Origin of the sequence: Streptomyces sp. NBC_00683, from assembly GCF_036226745.1 — a bacterium.
Taxonomy (GTDB): domain Bacteria; phylum Actinomycetota; class Actinomycetes; order Streptomycetales; family Streptomycetaceae; genus Streptomyces.
On the sequence record NZ_CP109013.1, the window covers coordinates 4488563 to 4507033 of the forward strand.

Here is an 18471-nt window from a genome sequence, read left to right on the forward strand (position 1 = left end):
ACCGGGCCATGGAAAAAGGGGGTGCGGTCCTCCGGAGGGCGGGGGACGGCTCATGCACCGAGGTCGCATCCACGCGGGGTCACGGGGCGGCAGGAAAGCCGACGGCAGCGTGACAGGGCTACGGCGAGTGCCGTACCGCGCGATGATCGCGAACCTCAGATGCGCAACGTCCACCTCTATCGGAGACAACAGGACCCGACGACTGTAGCGCAACGGGGCCGGGGCCCGCAGGTGCGCGGGGATGCCCGGTCCCGGCAGCGGGGACGTCCTGCCGGGACCGGGACGCTGTCAGGCCCTGGAGCAGACGGATCCGTTCAGCGCGAAGGAAGCGGGCTGACCGGTGTTACCCGTGTGGCTCGCCTGGAGGCCGATCTGGACCGAGCCGCCGGGGGCGAGTGTGCCGTTGTACGCGACGTTCCTGGCCGTCACCGCACCGCTGCTCGGGCTGTACGTCGCTCCCCAGCCGGAGGTGATGGTCTGGCCGGCGGGCAGGGTGAAGGCGAGCGACCAGCTGCTGATCGCCGCGGCGGAGGTGTTGGTGAGGGTGAGGGTCGCGGTCAGGCCGGTGTTCCAGGCGCTGGTCGTGTAGCCCACCCGGCAGGCACCCGGCTCCGGGTCGGGGCCGGGGTCGGGCGGGGTGGTCGTGGTGCCGTCCAGGCCGAAGAACGTGAGGGCCCGGGCCGCCATGCCGCCGGTCGGCAGCGAGTGGCCGACGCCCTGGATGCTGATGGCCTCCACGGGGGCCTGGTTGCCGGTGGCGCCGTACCGGGTGCGGGTCCAGCCGGACTGCGGGGTGTCGGTGGCCGCGGGGGTGCGGCTCACGCCGTGGACATCGGTCCACTGGTCTATCTGCTCGTTGAAGTTCGGGTAGCGCAGCGTGCTGTCCTCGGTGCCGTGCCAGATCTGCATCCGGGGCCGGGCACCGCTGTACCCGGGATACGCCGCACGTACCAGGTCGCCCCATGCCTGCGGCGTCCTGTCGACCGTGCCGTTGGCGCAGGCGCTGTTCCAGCCCGATCCGTCGGTGGTGGCGAAGCAGGAGTGCGGTACGCCCATGAAGGCGGCCCCCGCCTTGAAGACGTCGGGGTAGTTGCCCAGCAGGACGTTGGTCATCATGGCGCCCGAGGAGGCTCCGGTGACGTAGATCCGGCCGGAGTCGGCGCCGTACCGCTGCTGGACGTAACTGACCATGGACCTGATGCCCACGGGGTCGCTGCCCCCGTCACGCCTGAGGGCCTGCGGCGAGGAGACGTCGAAGCAGTTGCCGCTCCTGGTCGCCGAGGGGTACACGACGATGAACCCGTACCGGTCGGCGAGCGAGGCGAATTCCGTGCCCGAGTAGAACGCCGGGCCCGATCCTGTGCAGTAGTGCACCGCCACCAGGACGGCCGGCCGCTGCTGGACGGTGTCCGGCACGTACACGTGCATCCTCAGATTGCTCGGGTTGCTGCCGAAGGAGGTCACCTCCGTCAGCGAAGCGGCCGACGCGGGGGGTGCGACGGCGAGGAGGAGCGCCGACACGAGGGGGAGGACGCCCGCGAGGAGGGCTGTCAGCAGCGCTCTCGCCGACCGCCTTCCGGCCTCCGGTGCGTGCAGGGATCTGTTGGTCATGTTCCTGTCCTTCCTAGACTGCCGGGTGTGAAGGGACTGCTGTGAAGGGCCTGTTGCTGCGGCTGTCGGCGCTGGACGCGGACGCCGCCACCGCCGTGCGCGTGATCGCCCACTTCGAGGCGCTGCTGGGCGGCGGCCCGGATCCGGTGACCCTGGCCCGGTCGACCGCGGGCCTGGCCGGCTGTGCGGCTGGCCTCGAGCTGCCCGACGGGCGGGCGGCACGGTTCGGGCCGGACGGCCTCGCCCTGCCGGGCGTACCCGCGCAGGTCTCCGGCCGGGTGGATCTGGAGCCGTCCGGCGGTGTCTGGCTGGAACGGCCCGGTGTGCCGGGGCCGTTCGACGAGCTGGTCCTGGAGTGGATGGCCATCACCGCCCGGGTGCTCGCCGGCCGCCCCTGGCAGCCCCGGGTGCCCACCGCGGCCGATCCGGCTCTGGTGGAACTGGTGCTGTCCGGGCGCGAGGACGCCACGGACCGGATCCGCGCGCTGCGGCTGCTGGGCCTCGCCCCCGATGTGCCGCTGCGGGTGGTCGCGGTGACCGGGCGGCCGGGGACGGACGCCGGGCTGGAGGCGGTGGCACTGCTGGGGCGCGGTGCTGTGCGGGGCACGGTCCGGGTGGCGCGGGCCGGTGCCCTGGGGGCGGTGCTGGTGCAGAGTCCGGACGCGGGCGGACCCGGTTCCCGTACGGCGTCGACGACCGCGGAACTACGGGCGGCTCTGCACGAACGGGGCCGTGAGCGGGGGACGGCCCACCGTCCCGCGCACGCGGTACGGGTGGGGGTCGGGGCCTCAGCAGCCCCGCTGGACGCACGGCTCTCGTGGGAACAGGCGCGTTCCGCGCTGCGGTTCGCCGTGGCGGGCTCCCCCGAGGAGTCGGTGGCCGACCACGGTGAACTCGGCCCGGTCGCGCTGCTGGCGGACATCCCTGTGGAGCGGCTGCGTGCCCAGGAGGACGTACGGCGGCTGACGAAGCTGGCCTGCGGCGAGGGGGCGGGGCAGGGCGGCGACCTCCTGGCGGCGCTGGCGGCGTTCTGCCGTACGGGTTCGCTGCGGCAGGCCGCCCTGGAACTCCACCTGCACCACAGTTCGGTGGCCGCGCGGCTTGCCCACGTCGAGAAGGAACTCGGCCTCCGGCTGCGTGATCCGCAGGACCGGTTCGGCGCCCAACTCGCCCTGTACGCATGGCGGCTGACGCAGTCCGCGGACGGCTCCGCCGGCAGTGAAGGCGAGGAGGGTAACGGCACGGGCTGATGAGCGCGCACCGGCCTACCGCCCCAGCGCCGTGCGGAGCGCCGCGACCGCCTCGGCGGTCGCGTTCCGTATGACGGCCGCGTGCTCCACGGCCCAGGCGCCATGGAAGGTGCCGGGGAACAGCCGCAGCTGTGCGGGCACCCCGGCGGCCCGCAGCGCGCGGGCGTAGTCGGCGCCCTCGTCCCGCAGCGGGTCGAACTCCATCACCGACACGTAGGCGGGCGGCAGCCCGGACAGCGCGTCGGCCCCGGCACGGGCCGGTGCCGCGTACGGGGAGACGCCCGCCGTGCCCCGTACCCCGTCCCCCAGGTAGGCCTCCCAGCTCAGGCGGGCGCTGCGCCGGTTCCATACGGGGGTGTCGGTGAACTGCCGTGCGCTCGACGTCTCCAGCCGGTCGTCGAGCGCGGGGCTGCACAGGTGCTGGAAGCAGATGGCGGGCCCTCGGCGGTCCCGGGCGAGCAGGGTCAGGGCTGCGGCGAGACCCGCTCCGGCGCTGTCGCCCCACAGGGCGATCCGGTCGGCCCGGACACCCAGCTCCGCGGCGTTCGCCGCGAGACCGGACAGTCCGGCGTAGCAGTCCTCCAGCGGTGCGGGGAAAGGGTGCTCGGGGGCCAGCCGGTAGTCGACGGAGACCACGAGTGCCGTCAGTTCCCTGCAGAGCAGCAGATTCCAGTCGTGGTCGACGTCCGGCGAGCCCAGGACGAAGCCTCCGCCGTGGATGCTGTAGACGACGGGCAGCGGCCCCTGGGCGGACCGGGGCCGGTACAGCCGCAGCGCGACGTCCGGCGCACGGTCCGGGCCGGGGACGGTGACCTCCCGGACGTCCACCCCCGCGGTGTCCGCCGTCGCGAGGGACGCGGTCAGCTGCTGGGCCTGCGCTGCCCTGGCGGCGCCCACGTCCGTGATGTCGACCTCGGGCATCATCGTGAGCGCGGCGGCCAGTTCCGGATCGAAACGGTACTGCGGGAGCATGCCCCTCCTCCGGTCCGGGCCGCGGGCGGCGGCGTCCTGAGTGAGACGGTGTCACGGGGCGTTCCCCCAGGTCATCCGACATGTGTCGGTTCCATGGCCGCACTCGTCCGACACCTGCGCGTCTTCCATACCGTTTTCGGTCCCGGCGGTGCCCCGAACGCCCGCGAATACCTGCTTCGACCAGCGAAAACGCGTGCACGATAAGGGAGTTGGGCCCTCTTGACGGCGGCCGGGTGGCTTCTCTACCGTCTGCTCGCCCGATCGACGGACCGGCCGAAACTTTCGCGTCCTGCGATGCGTAACACCTCCGAGAGGGACCAGCGTTGACCACTTTCCGTACCCGTGTCCGCATCCGCCTGCGCCGCCGTGTGACGCCCCTGCTGCTCTCCGGGGGACTGTGCCTGGCCGCCCTCACCACGACGGGTCCCGCGTACGCCGGGCAGCAGGCGGGCACCGGGATCGTCGACTCCACCCGGCACGGCGGCCGGGCCGTCGCCCTGACCTTCGACGACGGCCCGAACCCCACCGACACCCCGCGGCTGCTGAAAGTGCTGCGCAAGCACCACGTCAAGGCGGTGTTCTGTCTGTGGGGAGACCACGTCAAGGAGCACCCCGAACTGGTGCGCGCGATCGTCGCGGGCGGCCACACGCTGTGCAACCACACGATGCGCCACGACGACATGGCGGCCTGGCCGGCCGAGGACATCCGGGCGGACCTGGAGCGGACCAACGCCGAGATCCGCCGTGCCGCACCCGGTGTGCGTATTCCCTATTTCCGTGCTCCGTACGGGAGTTGGGGTCAGACCCCGCAGGTGGCGGCTGATCTGGGGATGCAGCCGCTGGGCTGGCGGCTGGCGATCGGGGACTGGGAGCCGCCGGGCACCGACGAGCTGGTCCGCCGCATCGAGGAGGGCGTCACCCCCGGGGCGGTGGTGCTGCTCCACGACGGTGGCGGCGACCGCAGCCAGACCGTCGAGGCCGTCGACCGGATCGTTCCCGCACTGCGGGCCGCCCACTGGCGCTTCGACAAGCCCGCCCGCAGAGCCTGACGCAGCTCCGAGCAGCTTCCCGCACCTCCTCACACCGCTTCAGGAGATCCGTATGAGACCGCATTCCGCAGGGTCCGGCGCCCGACGCGCGGGCCGCCATCTGGTGGCCGTACTCACCGGAGCCCTGCTCCTGGCCACGGCGCCGGCCGCGTCCGCCGAACCCTCCGCCGCCTCCTCCGTCCGGCACGCGTCCCACCGGTCCGCCGACGCCGCGTGGACCGGCACCTGGGCCACCACGCCCACGGAGACCCCGGCCTCGGACACCACCGCGTTCGAGGACCAGACCATCCGGCAGACCGTCCGCACCAGCATCGGCGGCGACCGGGTGCGGATCCGGCTGTCCAACGAGTTCGGCAGTCGGCCCCTGGTCATCGGTGAGGCGCACGTCGCCCGCCGGGCCGCCGACGGTCCGGCCTCCCGCATCGACCCGCGCACCGACCGCCCGCTCACTTTCGGCGGCCGTACGTCCGTGACGATCCCCGCGGGCGCCCCCGCGCTCAGCGACCCGGTCTCCCTGCGGGTGCCCGCTGGCTCCGATCTGGTGGTGAGCATCCATCTGCCCGAGCGCACCGCGGGCTCGACGCTCCACGCGTTCGCCCTCCAGCACAACTACGTCGCAGCCGGAAACGTCACCGGGCGCGGCGACATCGAAGCGACCACCACCATCGACCGCTGGTACTTCTTGACCGGGGTGAGCGTGAGCACCGGCCGCTCCGCACGCTCCTCGGCCGTCGTCGCGTTCGGCGACTCCATCACGGACGGCGCCGAAACCGGCGTGGACGCCAACCACCGCTGGCCCGACTTCCTGGCCGGGCGACTGAACGCCGGATACGGTCCGCGTGCCGTGGGCGTGCTCAACCAGGGCATCAGCGGCAACCGCCTCCTGCACGACCCCAACCCCCCGGCCGGGTCCGAGGCGGAGAACTTCGCGGCGTACTTCGGCCGGAGCGCACTGCGCCGCTTCGACCGCGACGTAGCCTCCCAGCCCGGAGCCGAGCACCTCGTCGTGCTCCTCGGTGTGAACGACCTCGGCCATCCCGGAACGGTCGCACCGGAGTCCGAGAGGGTCACCGCGGCCGACATCATCGACGCCCACCGCCAGATCATCGCCCGCGCGCACGACCGGGGCCTCAAGGCGTACGGCGGCACGATCCTGCCGTTCAAGAACGACACCCTCGGCTTCTACAGTCCGCAGAACGAGGCCGCCCGGCAGGCCGTGAACCACTGGATCCGCACGAGCGGGGCGTACGACGCGGTGATCGACTTCGACAGGGCCCTGCGCGACCCGGCAGACCCGGAACGCCTCCTGGCGCGCTACGACAGCGGCGACCACCTGCACCCCAACGACGCCGGAGCCGAGGCGATGTCCCGGGCCGTCCCCCTCCACCTGCTGCGCCGATCCCTCTCGGGAGCCGACGGCGAACGGCGCTCGGGGCCCCGGTCCCTCAGGGCGTGACGACGGCGAAGTCGGGGTCGGGGTCGTCCAGGACGGAGAGGATGGTCATGAGCACACCGGGGTCGCCGGTGTGCTCGATTCCGTCGAGCCCCTGGCCGCCGAGGATCTGCATGAGCTGTGGCTTGGTGAGGGTGAGGGCGAGATCCGCGCCGTCGCCGGGCTGCGAGGTGCGGGAGTGGATCAGGACACCGTTGTGCAGGGTCATGCGGTACGCCTCACCGAGGTCGGTGAGCTGCCAGTGCACCGTGAAGGAGTGGTCCCACGCCTCGGGGCCGTTGATCCGGACGGCGAGGGAGTCGAAGAGCTGCTCCACGGACAGAGCGGTGGCCATGGTGCCTGCCGTGATGACGGTCGGCGTGATGCCGTGGCGCAGCTCGGCGGCACCGGTGAGGTAGCAGTTGCGCCAGGTCGCACACTCGGCGCCGTACGCGAGCTGCTCGTAGACCTGCGCCAGGAGGCCCTTGGCGTCGGTGCTGTCCGGAGCGGCGAACACGGCGTGCTTGAGCAGCTGGGCGGCGAAGCGCAGATCGCCTTCGCCGATGTACCCGCGTGCCTTGGTGAGGACCGCTTCGAGACCGCCGACGCAGTCCACGTACCGCTGGGCGCTCTCGGTCGGCGGGTGCTCCCAGAGCGATGAGGGATGCCCGTCGTACCAGCCCATGTACCGCTGGAAGATGGCCTTGACGTTGTGGTTGACGGAGCCGTAGTAGCCGCGGGCGTGCCAGGCGCGTGCCAGCACCGGCGGGAGTTCGAGCACTTCGGCGATCTCGGTGCCGGTGTACCCCTGGTTGGCGAGGCGCAGCGTCTGGTCGTGCAGATATCCGTACAGGTCGCGCTGCTCGGCGAGGAAGGCCCGGATGCGCTCCTTGCCCCACGTGGGCCAGTGGTGGGAGGCGAAGAGCACGTCGGCGTCGTGCGCGAACAGCTCGCGGGCCTCGTTGAGGTAGCGGGACCAGATGCGGGCGTCACGTACGAGTGCACCGCGCAGCGTCAGGATGTTGTGGAGGTTGTGGGTCGCGTTCTCCGCCATGCACAGGGCGCGCCGCTCGGGGATGAGGAAGTTCATCTCCGAGGGTGCCTCGGTGCCCGGCGTCATCTGGAAGCGGAGGAGGACCCCGTCGAGGGTCAGCTCCTGGCCGGTGTGCTTGATCTCGATCGTGGGCGCGAGGAGCCCCGGCAGGCCGGTGGACGCGGTGAAGCCGAGGCCCATGCCGATCAGGCCCTCGGGGTCGCGGTCGAGGTTGGAGCCCGCGTAGTAGGCCCCGCGTCGCAGCATGGCCGTTCCGGCGTAGACGTTCTCCGCGACGGAACTCTCCATGAAGCCCTCGGGAGCCACGACGGTGACGTCGTCGCCGGCGCGGGTGACGCCGTGGACGCCGCCGAAGTGGTCGAGGTGGGAGTGCGTGAACAGGACGGCGGTGACGGGCCGTTCACCGCGGTGCTCCCGGTAGAGGGCGAGCGCGGCGGCTGCCGTTTCCTCGGACACCAGCGGATCCACGACGATCACGCCGCGGTCGCCCTCGATGAGCGTCATGTTCGACAGGTCGAATCCGCGGACCTGGTACACCCCGTCGGTCACCTCGTAGAGGCCGGCGCGGGCGCACAGCTGGGACTGCCGCCACAGGCTGGAATTCGCCGTACCGGGGCAGTCGCCGTCCAGGAAGGCGGTGTCGTCGAAGCTCCACACCACTCTGCCGTCGGCAGCCGTGATCGTCCCGGCTGTGGGGGGTGCGACCAGCCCGCGATCGGCGTCCTCGAAGTCGGTTCGGTCCTCGAAGTCGGGGATGACGTCGGCTGTGGTCACGCGGGCCTCCAGGGATTGGCACTGTGCTCATCCTGTGGGAGCGGCAGGCGCCGTGCCCGGGGGATGTGGGCCGTCCGGGTGCTCGGCGCTGCGGGGCCGTCCATGGGTGGGCCCGTGTGGGCGGCACGGCGAGGTGTCAGGTGACCGGACCGCTCACGTCGCCGACCAGAGACGGCGGTAGAACTCGGCCCGGGTCGGGTCGGGGGCGATCCCGTAGGCGTCGAGGAGGGTGTCCTCCCAGCCCGGCCCGTAATTGTGCTCGGTGTTCCAGGTGGCAACGGCCAGGTCCGCCCAGCGGTCGGCGACACCGAGGGCCCCCATGTCGACGTGACCGGACCAGGTGCCGTCCTCGTGGAGCAGCGTGTTCGGTGCGCACGGGTCGCCGTGGCACACGACGAGGCGGTCGACGGGCGGGGGCACGGACAGGTCCGGGGGCACCTGGATGCCTGCCCGCCGGGCGCGCGTCAGACGGTCCTCGACGGACCAGCCGAAGGGGCAGCCGGCCACGGGCAGCCGCTCGTGCAGGGCCCGCAGCCCCGCACCCAGCGCGCGCACGGCCGTGCCGGGATCCGCCTTCCAGCGGGGCGCGACGGCGTTCTCGCCGGGAAGCCCGTGGGTGACGAGCCAGGCTCCGTCCCGGTCCGCTCCGTACTCGCGCACGCGGGGCACGGTCGTGAAACGGCGGGCCCACCGAAGACGGTCCGCCTCGGCGGTCAGGTCCAGCCCGGAGCCCGCCGGAGCCCACTTGGCGAAGAGCCGGCCGTCCCCGTCGCCGATACGGAAGGTCAGGCCGCCCAACTCGTTCTGCCACACGGGCAGCAGGGGCCGGTCCCCGGCCAGGCCGACGATGCGAGCAGGTACCCGCACGGAGGAGGGGGGCGGTCCTGAAAAGGCCATGACCTCATGGTCTCCTCCACCGCGCGGTCCGGGCGAGTGGTTTTCCGGGAGCGGCGTGACCGCGGTTCCCTCACCCGTCCGGCGGCTGTTGCCCGTGTGCGCTCCGGCCTCCGAGGAGGTGCTCCCTGCCCCAGGCACCCAGGGGGCTCAGCGCCTCGTTCAGGGAGATGCCGAGCGGGGTGAGGCCGTAGGTGACACGGCGTACCGCTCCCTCGAGCGACTCCTCCCGGAAGACGATGCCGTCGGCCTGCAGCTCGCGCAGGTGCGAGGCGAGGACCTTTTCGGTGACACCCGGTATGCCGCGGCCCAACTCACCGAACCGGCAGGGCGCTTCGTTCAGCACCCACAGGATGAGCACCTTCCACTTGCCACCGACCACGTCGATCGCCGCGTCGATGCCGCACACGTACGTGTCCCGCCTGGTCATCCGCTCACCTTAAGGTAACCACCCACAAAAGAGTGCGTACTTGATCATGATTCGGGTGCATAGCAGCCTGATCGCCATGGACACCCACACCACTCCCGGAACCCCCGTCACCCTCCTCGGCCTCGGCGGCATGGGCACCGCGCTCGCCCGTGCCTGGCTCGGCGCGGGACACCCGCTGACCGTCTGGAACCGCACCCCGGAGAAGGCCGGACCACTGGCGGGCGAGGGTGCGCGGGTGGCGTCGACCCCGGCCGGGGCGGTCGCGTCGGCAACCGGTCCCGTCGTCCTCTGCCTGCTGGACGACGCCTCGGTCGAAGAGGCCCTGGACGGCGTCGACCTGACCGGCAAGGACGTGGTCAACCTGACCACGAGCACCCCCGCCGATGCCCGGCTACGTGCCCGCTGGGCCGTGGAGCGGGGCGCCCGTTTCCTGGACGGCGGGATCATGGCCGTACCCCCGATGATCGGCCGGCCGGAGACCGGCGGCTACATCTTCTACAGCGGCGACCGCGCACTGTTCGAACGCCACAGCGGGGCACTGGAGGTTCCCGCCGGTGCGAAGTTCGTCGGTGAGGACCCCGGTCACGCGGCGCTGCACGACATCGCCCTGCTCAGCGCGATGACCGGCATGCTCGCGGGTATCACCCACGCCTTCGCCCTGGTGGGCGCCGAGAAGGACCTCGACCGGGCCGGATTTGCGGCCCTGCTCGCCGAATGGCTCGGCGCCATGTCCGGCACGACCCACGAGATGGCCGCCCAGCTGGAGAGCGGCGACTACACGGAGGGCGTCACCTCCAACCTCGCCATGATGACGGCGGGCAACGACGCGCTCCTGGCCACGGCGGAGGACCGGTCGGTCGATCCCCGGCTCCTCACCCCGTACATGGAGCTGATGCGCCGTCGGGTGGCCCAGGGCCACGGAGACGAAGGACTGGCGGGCATGGTCGGCCTGCTGAGGGGCGAGTGAGGGCGCACGCGCGCTTCACGGTGTCGCGTCCGGTGTGAGCACGCTCCTCCGCGCAACGCATTCCGAAAGAGTTCGAAACTTTCGGAAATGAAGATCTTTGATTCTGATCCGGCAATTACATCCTGCGTGACCATCATAAGGTCGATGGACGTGATAGTTCCTATGACCAGGTAATACGATCACCATACGTACTCCTCGACCGAGCGACTGTTTCGTAACTCGTGCCGAAACTATTGACAGTTGACGAGGGCAGATCAACACTGAGCGCCGTCGGCAGACCTCAGATCGCTGTCGATCCGGGTCCACCACGACCCGTCACCGGGGCCGGTCCGCCGAACACGCAACGGCCGGGCCCGTGTTCGGCCGGGCTGCGCGGCACCGACGCGCATGCGCCGTCGTCGCCCGTTCACCGGCACCTTCGCGAGACGTGTTGCGCTGCCCGGCCCCAACGGCCTTACGAGGACGAGGAGGAAGTACGCACATGAACGACGCACCCGCACATGCGACGAGCCGCGCAAGCGGCCGCACCAGGTCATTCGGCCGCTTCAGGCTTTTCATCCGCAGTGCCTTCGCCATGGCGATGGCCTGCGTGGCCGCAATTGCGCTGCCCGGCACCGCCAGTGCCGACACGGTCATCAACTCGAATCAGACCGGGACCAACAACGGCTACTACTACTCGTTCTGGACGGACAGTTCCGGGACGGTCTCGATGAACCTGGGATCCGGCGGCACCTACGGCACGTCGTGGAGCAACACCGGGAACTTCGTGGCCGGTAAGGGCTGGAGCACCGGCGGGCGCCGGAGCGTGACCTACTCGGGCACCTTCAACCCGTCCGGCAACGCGTACCTGACGCTCTACGGCTGGTCGACGAACCCGCTCGTCGAGTACTACATCGTCGACAACTGGGGCACCTACCGGCCCACGGGAACGTTCAAGGGCACCGTCTCCAGCGACGGCGGAACGTACGACATCTACGAGACGACGCGGACCAACGCCCCCTCCATCGAAGGCACCAAGACGTTCAAGCAGTTCTGGAGCGTCAGGCAGGCGAAGAGAACCGGCGGAACCATCACCACCGGCAACCACTTCGACGCCTGGGCCCAGAAGGGGATGAACCTGGGCACCTTCAACTACATGATCATGGCCACCGAGGGCTACCAGAGCAGCGGGAGCTCCAACATCACGCTGGGCAGCTCGTCCGGTGGTGGCGGTGGTGGCGGTGGTGGCGGCTGCACCGCCACCCTGTCCGCGGGCGAGAAGTGGAGCGACCGGTACAACCTCGACGTCGCGGTCTCCGGCTCCAGCAACTGGACCGTGACGATGAACGTCCCGTCCCCGCAGAAGGTCCTCTCCACCTGGAACACGACCGCCAGTTACCCGAGCGCCCAGGTACTGACAGCCAAATCGAACGGCAGCGGCAACAACTTCGGGGTCACCCTCCAGGCCAACGGATCCTGGACCTGGCCGACGGTCTCCTGCAGCGCAGGCTGACCTTCCGCGGAGCACGCCCGTGACACCGCGCCGATCGGGGCGGCGGCACCCGGCCGCCGCCCCGGTCGGCGCACGCGGCGGGCGACCCTGCACACTGCCCGCATGCGCATAGCCTTGGTTGTGACGACGGTGCTCTTCGTGCTCAGCTCGGCCTCCGCGGTCAACTTCGCGCTCAAGGGCCGTGGGTGGGCGGCGGTCGGCGTCTTCCTGCCGTCCGTCGGCCTCGCGGCCATCCTGCTCGGCGGAGTGGAGCGGCAGAGCATGGCCCTCTTCTGGCTGGGATGCCTGCTCGTCGTGGCCGGCCTCGGCGCGGAGGCCCTGGACCACCGGCGAACCCGAACCCCCGCGAAGTAGCGGCGGTCACCCCTGGGAGGCCGCGATCCGGTCGAGGACGTCCGTGTAGAGCGACCGTCTGTCGGGGCGGGCGTGGTCGGCGGCACGCCTGAGAGCGGGGACCGCCGGTGTGCCCATCCCGACGAGCCCCTCGGTCGCGGCCCTGCGGACCACCGGGTGTGCGTGCGCGAGCAGGCCGGTCACGGCAGGGATCGCGGGCGCCCAGGAGGCGTGGCAGAGGGCGCGGATCGCCGTCCGGACCACGTCGTGCCGGGGGTCGTCGAGCAGGACCTCGGTGTGCCGCAGGTAGGTCTGCCGGTCCAGCATCGCCCGCGAGGCACGGTGGGCGTGCAGGCGGACCTCCCTCCTGGGGTGGTGCAGCAACTCACCTATGAGGTCCCGCAGTTCGGGGTCCACGTCCGTGTTCGGGCCCGGATGTATCTCGGTCAGCCGGGTGAGTGCCCGGCGTACCCCGCCCGGATCGCCGGTGCGGGCCTGCTCCAGCAACTCCTGCCGGTTCGGACGGTGCGGGGCTCCGGCGGACACGGCATGCGGCGCGCGGGCGCGGAGCGCCTCCAGTGCGGCCGCGTCCTGCCGTGCGGCGTCGGGTCCACGCAGCGGGCCCCCGACGAGACGCATCCCGTCCGCGAGGTCGTCGCGCCCCTCGGCGCGCAGCCGTCGGCAGACCGCGACCAGCGCGGATGTGCGCAGCACCGGACGGCCGGTGAGCAGGTCGAGGTACCCCCAGGCCCCACGGTCGAGGCGGTCGCCGAGGTGCTCCGCCAGGACATCGGCCGGGACCCTGAGCAGCGCCTGTCCGGTCGCGGCCGAGGCACGGTCGTCCTCCCACCATTCGAGCAGCAGCGGCACCAGCGGACCGAGTTCCCACGGGTCGAGGCTCATGGCCGCGAGAGCCACCCGCTCGCGCAGGATGCCGTCGGACCGGAGCTCCGTCACGTCGAGGGCGCTGAGCGTGCGGGCCAGGTCGGCGCCGACGGGTATGTCGACGTGGCCGCGCAGGTACGCCCGCAGCAGGGGAGTTCGGACCTCGGGCTCCGGCCACTTCAGGAGTGCCAGTGCCGCGGTCGTCCTGCGATCGGGAGCGGATCCGTGCAGCATGGCCAGCAGGCGCTCACGAAGTGCGGTCGAACGGGGCTGGTCGAGGTCGTCGGCGTTGACGTTCCGCGCGGCCGGCGTGGGCACGTGAGCGGTCTCGGTGATGGTCCACGGGGGCGCGTCGAGGGGCTGGACGCCTTCCATCAGGTCGACGAGCGCGGCGCGGACCTCCGGGCCGGCCGAGGGGTGGACCTCGATCAGTGCGTTCAGGCGGTCCCCGGAGCGGACCCCGGAGGTGTCCGTACGGCGGAACTCCTCCAGGGCGCCCGGTGTGCGCACCGCGGCTTCCAGCGCGGCCCGCCACGCTTCTGCGTCGGCGGGCACGGAGTCCGTGGTGGGCTCCGGTACGGCGAAGGCCTCCCGCAGTACGGCGGCCTCGGCGAGCCAGGGGTCGGCACCGAGCCGGGCCGCGGCGAGCGCCTGTTCGAGATCGGCGCGGACCAGCACGGCGTCGAGGCGGCGCAGCAGCGCCAGCGCGGACCGGCCCCCCTCGGGGGCGGGAGGCAGTGCGCGTACGGCGTCGGCGACGGCCGCCTTCCGGACCGCCGAGAGGTTCGGTGCGATCGCCTCGAATACGGCGACGAGGCCGTGCCGGTCCCCGTCCGGGGCCTCGGCGAGCACGTCGGTCAGGACCTGGGCGAACCGGGCGAAGACCGTCAGCTCCTCCGGCGCCCACGGTGCGGGGCACAGTCGCAGGGTGAACCGCACCACCCGGTCCCGGGCGGCGGGTTCGGAGTCGGCGAGCCGGAGCCAGTCCGCCAGCATGGGCCGCAGTCCGGACAACCGGTCGGGGTGCGGGGGCTCGTCCCTCCCGGCGAGGCGCAGCGCGAGCGACGGATTCCAGCCCTCCCTCACCAGCGACGTGACGTCGGGGTCCGGCCCGCCGCCCTCGTCCGCCGGTGGCCGGCGCGCGGCGGGCGCGGTGATGCCGTGCTCGGCCAGTGACGCGGAGAGGTCCGCGACCGTCCCGGATTCGAGCCGGACCAGGCCGCCCGCCACCAGGGCGAGCAGGGCCGGTGCGACCGGTGAGGCCTGGTCGTCCAGCGCGCGTACCGAACGGACCGGCAGTACGCCGTCGAGCCCGTCCAGCAGCAGCTCGCGGGCCCGGCCGCTCTCGCTGTGCTCGGCGGCGGCCAGCAGGGTCGCGGCGTACGCCTCTCCGAGGACGGCACGCAGCGCCTCGACGATTGCGGCACGCAGCCCGGGGTTGTCGCTGTGCCCGAGCCGGTGGAGCAGTGCGGGTACAGCCGTCGGTGTGCCGACCTCGGCCAGGACCGCGGCGGCGGTCTTCTTGATGTTCATGTTCGGGTGGTCGAGACATGCCGCGATCGCGGTACCGGCCCAGCGGGCACCCGCGTGGCCGAGGGCGAGGAGCGCCTGCCGGACGGTCTGGACGTCCTGGGCGGTGGTCAGCGCGATCAGGGTCGCCGACAGGGTCTGCGCGTCGTCCCCCCGGGCGTCGCGGGCGAGCAACGCGATCACGTGCTTGCGTACGTGGCCGTCGCGGTGCCGCAGCATGCGGTGCACCCGTGCGCGGGTGCGCGTACTGGGGGCTCGGAGCAGCAGTTCCAGCAGGATCGTCTGCTCACCGGCGGGCAGTCCCGGCCGGTCCAGCAGGTTCAGTGCCGTCGCCGCGACGAGTGCATGCCCGGCCGTGTGCGCGTCCGCCGCGTCGAGCAGGCAGGAGGGCCTGATCCGTCCCCGCTCGTGGAGACGGCGGCCCAGGGCGTGGACGGCGTCCAGCACCTCCTGGGGCACGGCGGGTTCGCCTGCCGTCGGTCCGCTGTCGAGCCCCGAGTCCGTGGCACCGGATTCCCGGGCCGCCGCCAGTTCGCTCACGATGCGCGCAAGAAGGTCCTCGATGACCGGCAGGGTGCCGGCGCCGCCGTGGGCCGCCAGCCTGCACAGGGCCGCCACCGGCCTGCCGGGGTCCGGGCGGGAGCTGAGGAGCGCCAGTTCCTGCTCGTCCGGCCCGCCGAGGTCGCTCGCGATGCGGGGCGGCAGGTCGGCGGGATCGAGGCGGACGAGGAGGGCGCGCCGCTGTGCCGGATCTCCGGTGAGGTGCCACAGGAGCTCCAGGGCGCGGTTCCGTACGGCGCGGAGATGGGGTGCGATCACGCCCTCGCTCCCGGGTGCGTCCATGCCCGCGCCGAGGCCGAGTCCTTCCCTCAGCACCAGTACCGTCCGGTGCCCGCCGACGGCCTCCAGTGCCTCCAGGGCCGCGCCGGGTGCCGACGGGAGCAGGGCGAGCACGGCCTCCTCGGCGTCCGCATGGCGAAGCTCACGGATCGCGGCCAGGAAGGGCCCCGGCGCGGTGACGCGCGGCAGCAGCCGTGCGATCGCCTCCCCGACCGGGAGCTCCCTCGCCCCCTGCCCGGCCAGGGCGACCAGCAGGTCGAGCCGCCGCGGCCACCCGGGATCCTCCGCGTCCGCGTCCATCAACGCCCGGAACACCACCTGTCGGCAGGTGAAGAGGACCGACGCGACCTCCCCGGGCGGAATCGAATGGTCTGCGAGGGCCAGGCCGACGACCGACGGGGCGTGCAGGTCGTCCGGAAAGTGCCCCCGCCGGTGCAGCCCGCGCAGGCAGCTCACCGCGGGACCGCCGAACAGCAGGGGGTCCTGCGCGGCGATGGCCGTCAGTTCACCGATGTCACCGCGGTCCGCCAGGTCTCCGAGCAGTTCCATCCCCTTCCGGCGCAGGACCGGTGGCAGTTCCGGATCGCCGACGACCTGCCGCAGCAGGCCGGCGTGCCCGTGGCGGGCGGCGGCCACGAGGGCCGCGTCGGCAACTTCGGGTCGCTCAACCGCCGGGCCGGCGGCGAGGAAGGGGGACAGGCGTCCCGTCGGGACCGGGTCCATCGTCGCCCAGGGCTGGGCGAGTTCTTCCAGGGCGGCCATGACGACCGCGCCGCCGCCGGCGAGCAGCCCGACCACGACCTCGCGGACCCGGGCGGGGGCCAGCAGTCCCGCGTGCAGTCCCTGCCGGGCCAGCCGGAGAGCCTCGGCGCGCAACACCGGGTCGCCGGTGTCCGCCAGTTCGCCCACGAGGGGCGCGAGCCGGTGCGCGTCGGCGGCGCTCGCCCCCCGTACCGCTTGGTAGAGCAGTTCACCGGGAGGTTCTCGCCGGACGATCGAGGGGTCGTTGAGGAGCTCGGCGCGCAGCCAGGCGATCCGCACGCGCACCGGCAGCTCGGCCGTACGCCACGACGGCCAGGAGCTGCCCTTCCGGAACGGCCCGAGCCGCTCGTAGAGACCCGCCATGGCGAGTGCGGTCTCCGGCGGCCCGGTCACCGACGCCGGCAGGAGCGCCGCGAGTTCGGCCGCCTCGGGATGCGCGACGGCCGGCCCCGAGGTGACTCGTTCGGCGAGAAGGGCCAGCCCCAGATACCGCATTCGGGGATCCCCGTGCCGGATCAGACGCCCGAGGACGGCAGGCGGGCAGACCTGCGCGTCGAGGTGTCGGGACAGCCGGCCGACGTCGGCCCGGCGTACGGCATCGTGGAAGGTCTGGTCCGCCGGCATCGTCATCATCGGATGCTAGCCAGGGCGTTCCCGGCTCCACCAGCGAGATTCGGCCCGCCCCGTCGTCGGTCACGGCTTGGCGGTGCGGCTCGGAGACGTACCCGGGCCGTGCGCTTCGGCAGCGCCGATCATGCATCCCGTGCAAAGCCTGTGTTGCCTTGTGTGGCGGCAGTTTGACGCACAGTCAACAACGTGGCGCGGTCATGACAGCATCCCGGTATTGCTTGCTCCGCCCGAACGCACCGAGCCATCGTCGGATGCGGCGTTCGAATCCCGAACGCCGCACCCACCCGGCGCGTGGAACCCCTGGCGCGCCACCGTTCGAGGAGGACCTCTCGATGGCAGCAGTGCGTAACATCAGGCGGAGGATCGCCGCGGCGATCGCCACCGCGACGACCGTGGCGCTGGCAGTCGGAGCAGGTGCGGCCTTACCCGCCCAGGCGGCCCAGCCGGAGGGCAGAGTCCTGCACGCCGGGACAGCCGAGGCGGTGGCCGGCAGCTACATCGTCACGCTGAAGCAGACGGCGGGGTTCAAGGCTTCCACAGCCCACGGCAAGCAGCTGATAGCCGAGTACGGCGGCCACATCAAGCGCACCTACACGTCGGCGTTGAACGGCTACGCCGCCACGCTCACCAGCACCGGGGCCAAGCGGCTCGCCGCCGACCCGGCGGTCGCCTCGGTCGAGCAGGACCAGAAGGTCCACTCGACCGCCACCCAGAGCAACGCCCCCTGGGGCCTCGACCGGATCGACCAGACGAACCTCCCGCTGAGCGGCACGTACACCTACCCGGACTCGGGGGGCGGCGGCACAACCGTCTACGTCCTCGACACCGGGGTGCGCATCAGCCACCAGCAGATCAGCGGCCGCGCCTCGTACGGCTACGACTTCGTCGACAACGACACCACCGCCCAGGACGGTGCCGGTCACGGCACCCATGTCGCCACGACCGTCGCCGGAAGCACCTACGGTGTGGCGAAGAAGGCGAAGATCGTCGCAGTGCGTGTCCTCGGCAACAACGGCTCCGGCACCACTGCCGGGGTCATCGCGGGCGTCGACTGGATCACCGCCAACCACGTCGCCTCCTCCGTCGCGAACGTGTCGCTCGGCGGCGCGGCCAGCACCACGCTGGACAACGCGGTGCGCCGGTCGATCGCGTCCGGGGTCACGTACTCCATCGCCGCCGGCAACTCGGGTGCACTCGCGTCCGGTTACTCCCCTGCCCGGGTCGACACCGCGATCACCGTCGGCGCCACGACCAGGACCGACGCCAAGGCCAGTTACTCGAACTACGGCCCCGTCGTGGACATCTTCGCGCCGGGCTCCGACATCACGGCCGGCTGGAACAGCTCGGACACCGCCACCTACACCGGCAACGGCACCTCCTTCGCAGCGCCGCACGTCGCCGGCGCTGCCGCGGTCTACCTGACGAACCACCCCGGGGCCTCCCCGGCGGCAGTGGCAGCGGCACTCGTGAACGGCGCGACGTCCAACGTCCTCACGGGCGTCGGATCCGGCTCCCCGAACAAGCTCCTCAAGCTCGTCCCCTAACCGCATGACGGCCGGGGACGTG

General features: G+C 72.1%; 13 protein-coding genes. 7 read left to right on the top strand and 6 right to left on the bottom strand.

The annotated features are described in order from the left end of the window. Positions 1-288: 288 nt before the first annotated feature. Positions 289-1611 (bottom strand): extracellular catalytic domain type 1 short-chain-length polyhydroxyalkanoate depolymerase, encoded by a 1323-nt coding sequence (locus OG257_RS20165; protein WP_329209341.1) that lies wholly within the window; start codon positions 1609-1611, stop codon positions 289-291. A 41-nt stretch (positions 1612-1652) separates the two neighbouring features. Between OG257_RS20165 and OG257_RS20170 the strand changes: the two genes are divergently transcribed. Next, positions 1653-2861, top strand: coding sequence for a PucR family transcriptional regulator (locus OG257_RS20170; protein WP_329209343.1), 1209 nt, complete (start codon positions 1653-1655; stop codon positions 2859-2861). 15 nt (positions 2862-2876) lie between these two features. Here the strand turns inward: OG257_RS20170 and OG257_RS20175 are convergent, their stop codons facing one another. Further along, positions 2877-3833: an alpha/beta hydrolase gene (locus OG257_RS20175; RefSeq protein WP_329209345.1), complete on the bottom strand. Its 957-nt coding sequence runs from the start codon at positions 3831-3833 to the stop codon at positions 2877-2879. Positions 3834-4156: 323 nt separating this feature from the next. Here OG257_RS20175 and OG257_RS20180 point away from each other — a divergent pair, with 323 nt between their 5' ends. Continuing rightward, positions 4157-4882 carry a polysaccharide deacetylase family protein gene (locus OG257_RS20180; RefSeq protein ID WP_329209347.1) on the top strand — a complete coding sequence of 242 codons (726 nt, stop codon included), beginning with the start codon at positions 4157-4159 and terminating at the stop codon, positions 4880-4882. Positions 4883-4934: 52 nt separating this feature from the next. After that, positions 4935-6338: an SGNH/GDSL hydrolase family protein gene (locus OG257_RS20185; protein ID WP_329209348.1), complete on the top strand. Its 1404-nt coding sequence runs from the start codon at positions 4935-4937 to the stop codon at positions 6336-6338. On the opposite strand, the gene OG257_RS20190 is transcribed toward OG257_RS20185, so the two are convergent. The 3 genes from OG257_RS20190 to OG257_RS20200 form a co-directional block, all read right to left on the bottom strand. Continuing rightward, positions 6328-8142, bottom strand: a complete 1815-nt coding sequence (locus tag OG257_RS20190; protein WP_329209350.1) for an alkyl/aryl-sulfatase — start codon at positions 8140-8142, stop codon at positions 6328-6330. The two genes, OG257_RS20185 and OG257_RS20190, sit on opposite strands and share 11 nt — an antisense overlap. Positions 8143-8295: 153 nt before the next feature. Then, positions 8296-9039 (bottom strand): aminoglycoside 3'-phosphotransferase, encoded by a 744-nt coding sequence (locus OG257_RS20195; RefSeq protein WP_329209352.1) that lies wholly within the window; start codon positions 9037-9039, stop codon positions 8296-8298. A gap of 70 nt (positions 9040-9109) precedes the next feature. Next, positions 9110-9466 carry a winged helix-turn-helix transcriptional regulator gene (locus OG257_RS20200; RefSeq protein WP_329209355.1) on the bottom strand — a complete coding sequence of 119 codons (357 nt, stop codon included), beginning with the start codon at positions 9464-9466 and terminating at the stop codon, positions 9110-9112. Positions 9467-9512: 46 nt separating this feature from the next. On the opposite strand from OG257_RS20200, the gene OG257_RS20205 reads away from it, so the two are divergent. The 3 genes from OG257_RS20205 to OG257_RS20215 all read left to right on the top strand — a co-directional run bounded on the left by OG257_RS20205 (position 9513) and on the right by OG257_RS20215 (position 12279). Further along, on the top strand, positions 9513-10433 hold the full coding sequence (locus OG257_RS20205) for an NAD(P)-dependent oxidoreductase (RefSeq protein ID WP_329215212.1): 921 nt from the start codon (positions 9513-9515) through the stop codon (positions 10431-10433). A gap of 574 nt (positions 10434-11007) precedes the next feature. Then, on the top strand, positions 11008-11925 hold the full coding sequence (locus OG257_RS20210; protein ID WP_329215214.1) for a glycoside hydrolase family 11 protein: 918 nt from the start codon (positions 11008-11010) through the stop codon (positions 11923-11925). Between the two features lie 102 nt (positions 11926-12027). Continuing rightward, positions 12028-12279: a hypothetical protein gene (locus OG257_RS20215; protein WP_329209357.1), complete on the top strand. Its 252-nt coding sequence runs from the start codon at positions 12028-12030 to the stop codon at positions 12277-12279. Positions 12280-12285: 6 nt separating this feature from the next. On the opposite strand, the gene OG257_RS20220 is transcribed toward OG257_RS20215, so the two are convergent. Beyond that, the gene (locus OG257_RS20220; RefSeq protein ID WP_329209359.1) at positions 12286-16905 is read right to left on the bottom strand and encodes a HEAT repeat domain-containing protein; all 4620 of its coding nucleotides are present in this window, start codon (positions 16903-16905) and stop codon (positions 12286-12288) included. A 332-nt stretch (positions 16906-17237) separates the two neighbouring features. On the opposite strand from OG257_RS20220, the gene OG257_RS20225 reads away from it, so the two are divergent. Continuing rightward, complete coding sequence (locus tag OG257_RS20225; RefSeq protein WP_329209361.1) at positions 17238-18449, top strand: S8 family peptidase; 1212 nt, start codon at positions 17238-17240, stop codon at positions 18447-18449. The last annotated feature ends 22 nt before the right edge of the window (positions 18450-18471 follow it).

Coding starts and splice junctions, on each gene's coding strand:
- OG257_RS20165 (WP_329209341.1), bottom strand. CDS start 1,611: ATGACCAACAGATCCCTGCACGCACCGGAGGCCGGAAGGCGGTCGGCG.
- OG257_RS20175 (WP_329209345.1), bottom strand. CDS start 3,833: ATGCTCCCGCAGTACCGTTTCGATCCGGAACTGGCCGCCGCGCTCACG.
- OG257_RS20185 (WP_329209348.1), top strand. CDS start 4,935: ATGAGACCGCATTCCGCAGGGTCCGGCGCCCGACGCGCGGGCCGCCAT.
- OG257_RS20195 (WP_329209352.1), bottom strand. CDS start 9,039: ATGGCCTTTTCAGGACCGCCCCCCTCCTCCGTGCGGGTACCTGCTCGC.
- OG257_RS20200 (WP_329209355.1), bottom strand. CDS start 9,466: ATGACCAGGCGGGACACGTACGTGTGCGGCATCGACGCGGCGATCGAC.
- OG257_RS20205 (WP_329215212.1), top strand. CDS start 9,513: ATGATTCGGGTGCATAGCAGCCTGATCGCCATGGACACCCACACCACT.
- OG257_RS20210 (WP_329215214.1), top strand. CDS start 11,008: ATGGCGATGGCCTGCGTGGCCGCAATTGCGCTGCCCGGCACCGCCAGT.
- OG257_RS20215 (WP_329209357.1), top strand. CDS start 12,028: ATGCGCATAGCCTTGGTTGTGACGACGGTGCTCTTCGTGCTCAGCTCG.
- OG257_RS20220 (WP_329209359.1), bottom strand. CDS start 16,905: ATGACGATGCCGGCGGACCAGACCTTCCACGATGCCGTACGCCGGGCC.
- OG257_RS20225 (WP_329209361.1), top strand. CDS start 17,238: ATGGCAGCAGTGCGTAACATCAGGCGGAGGATCGCCGCGGCGATCGCC.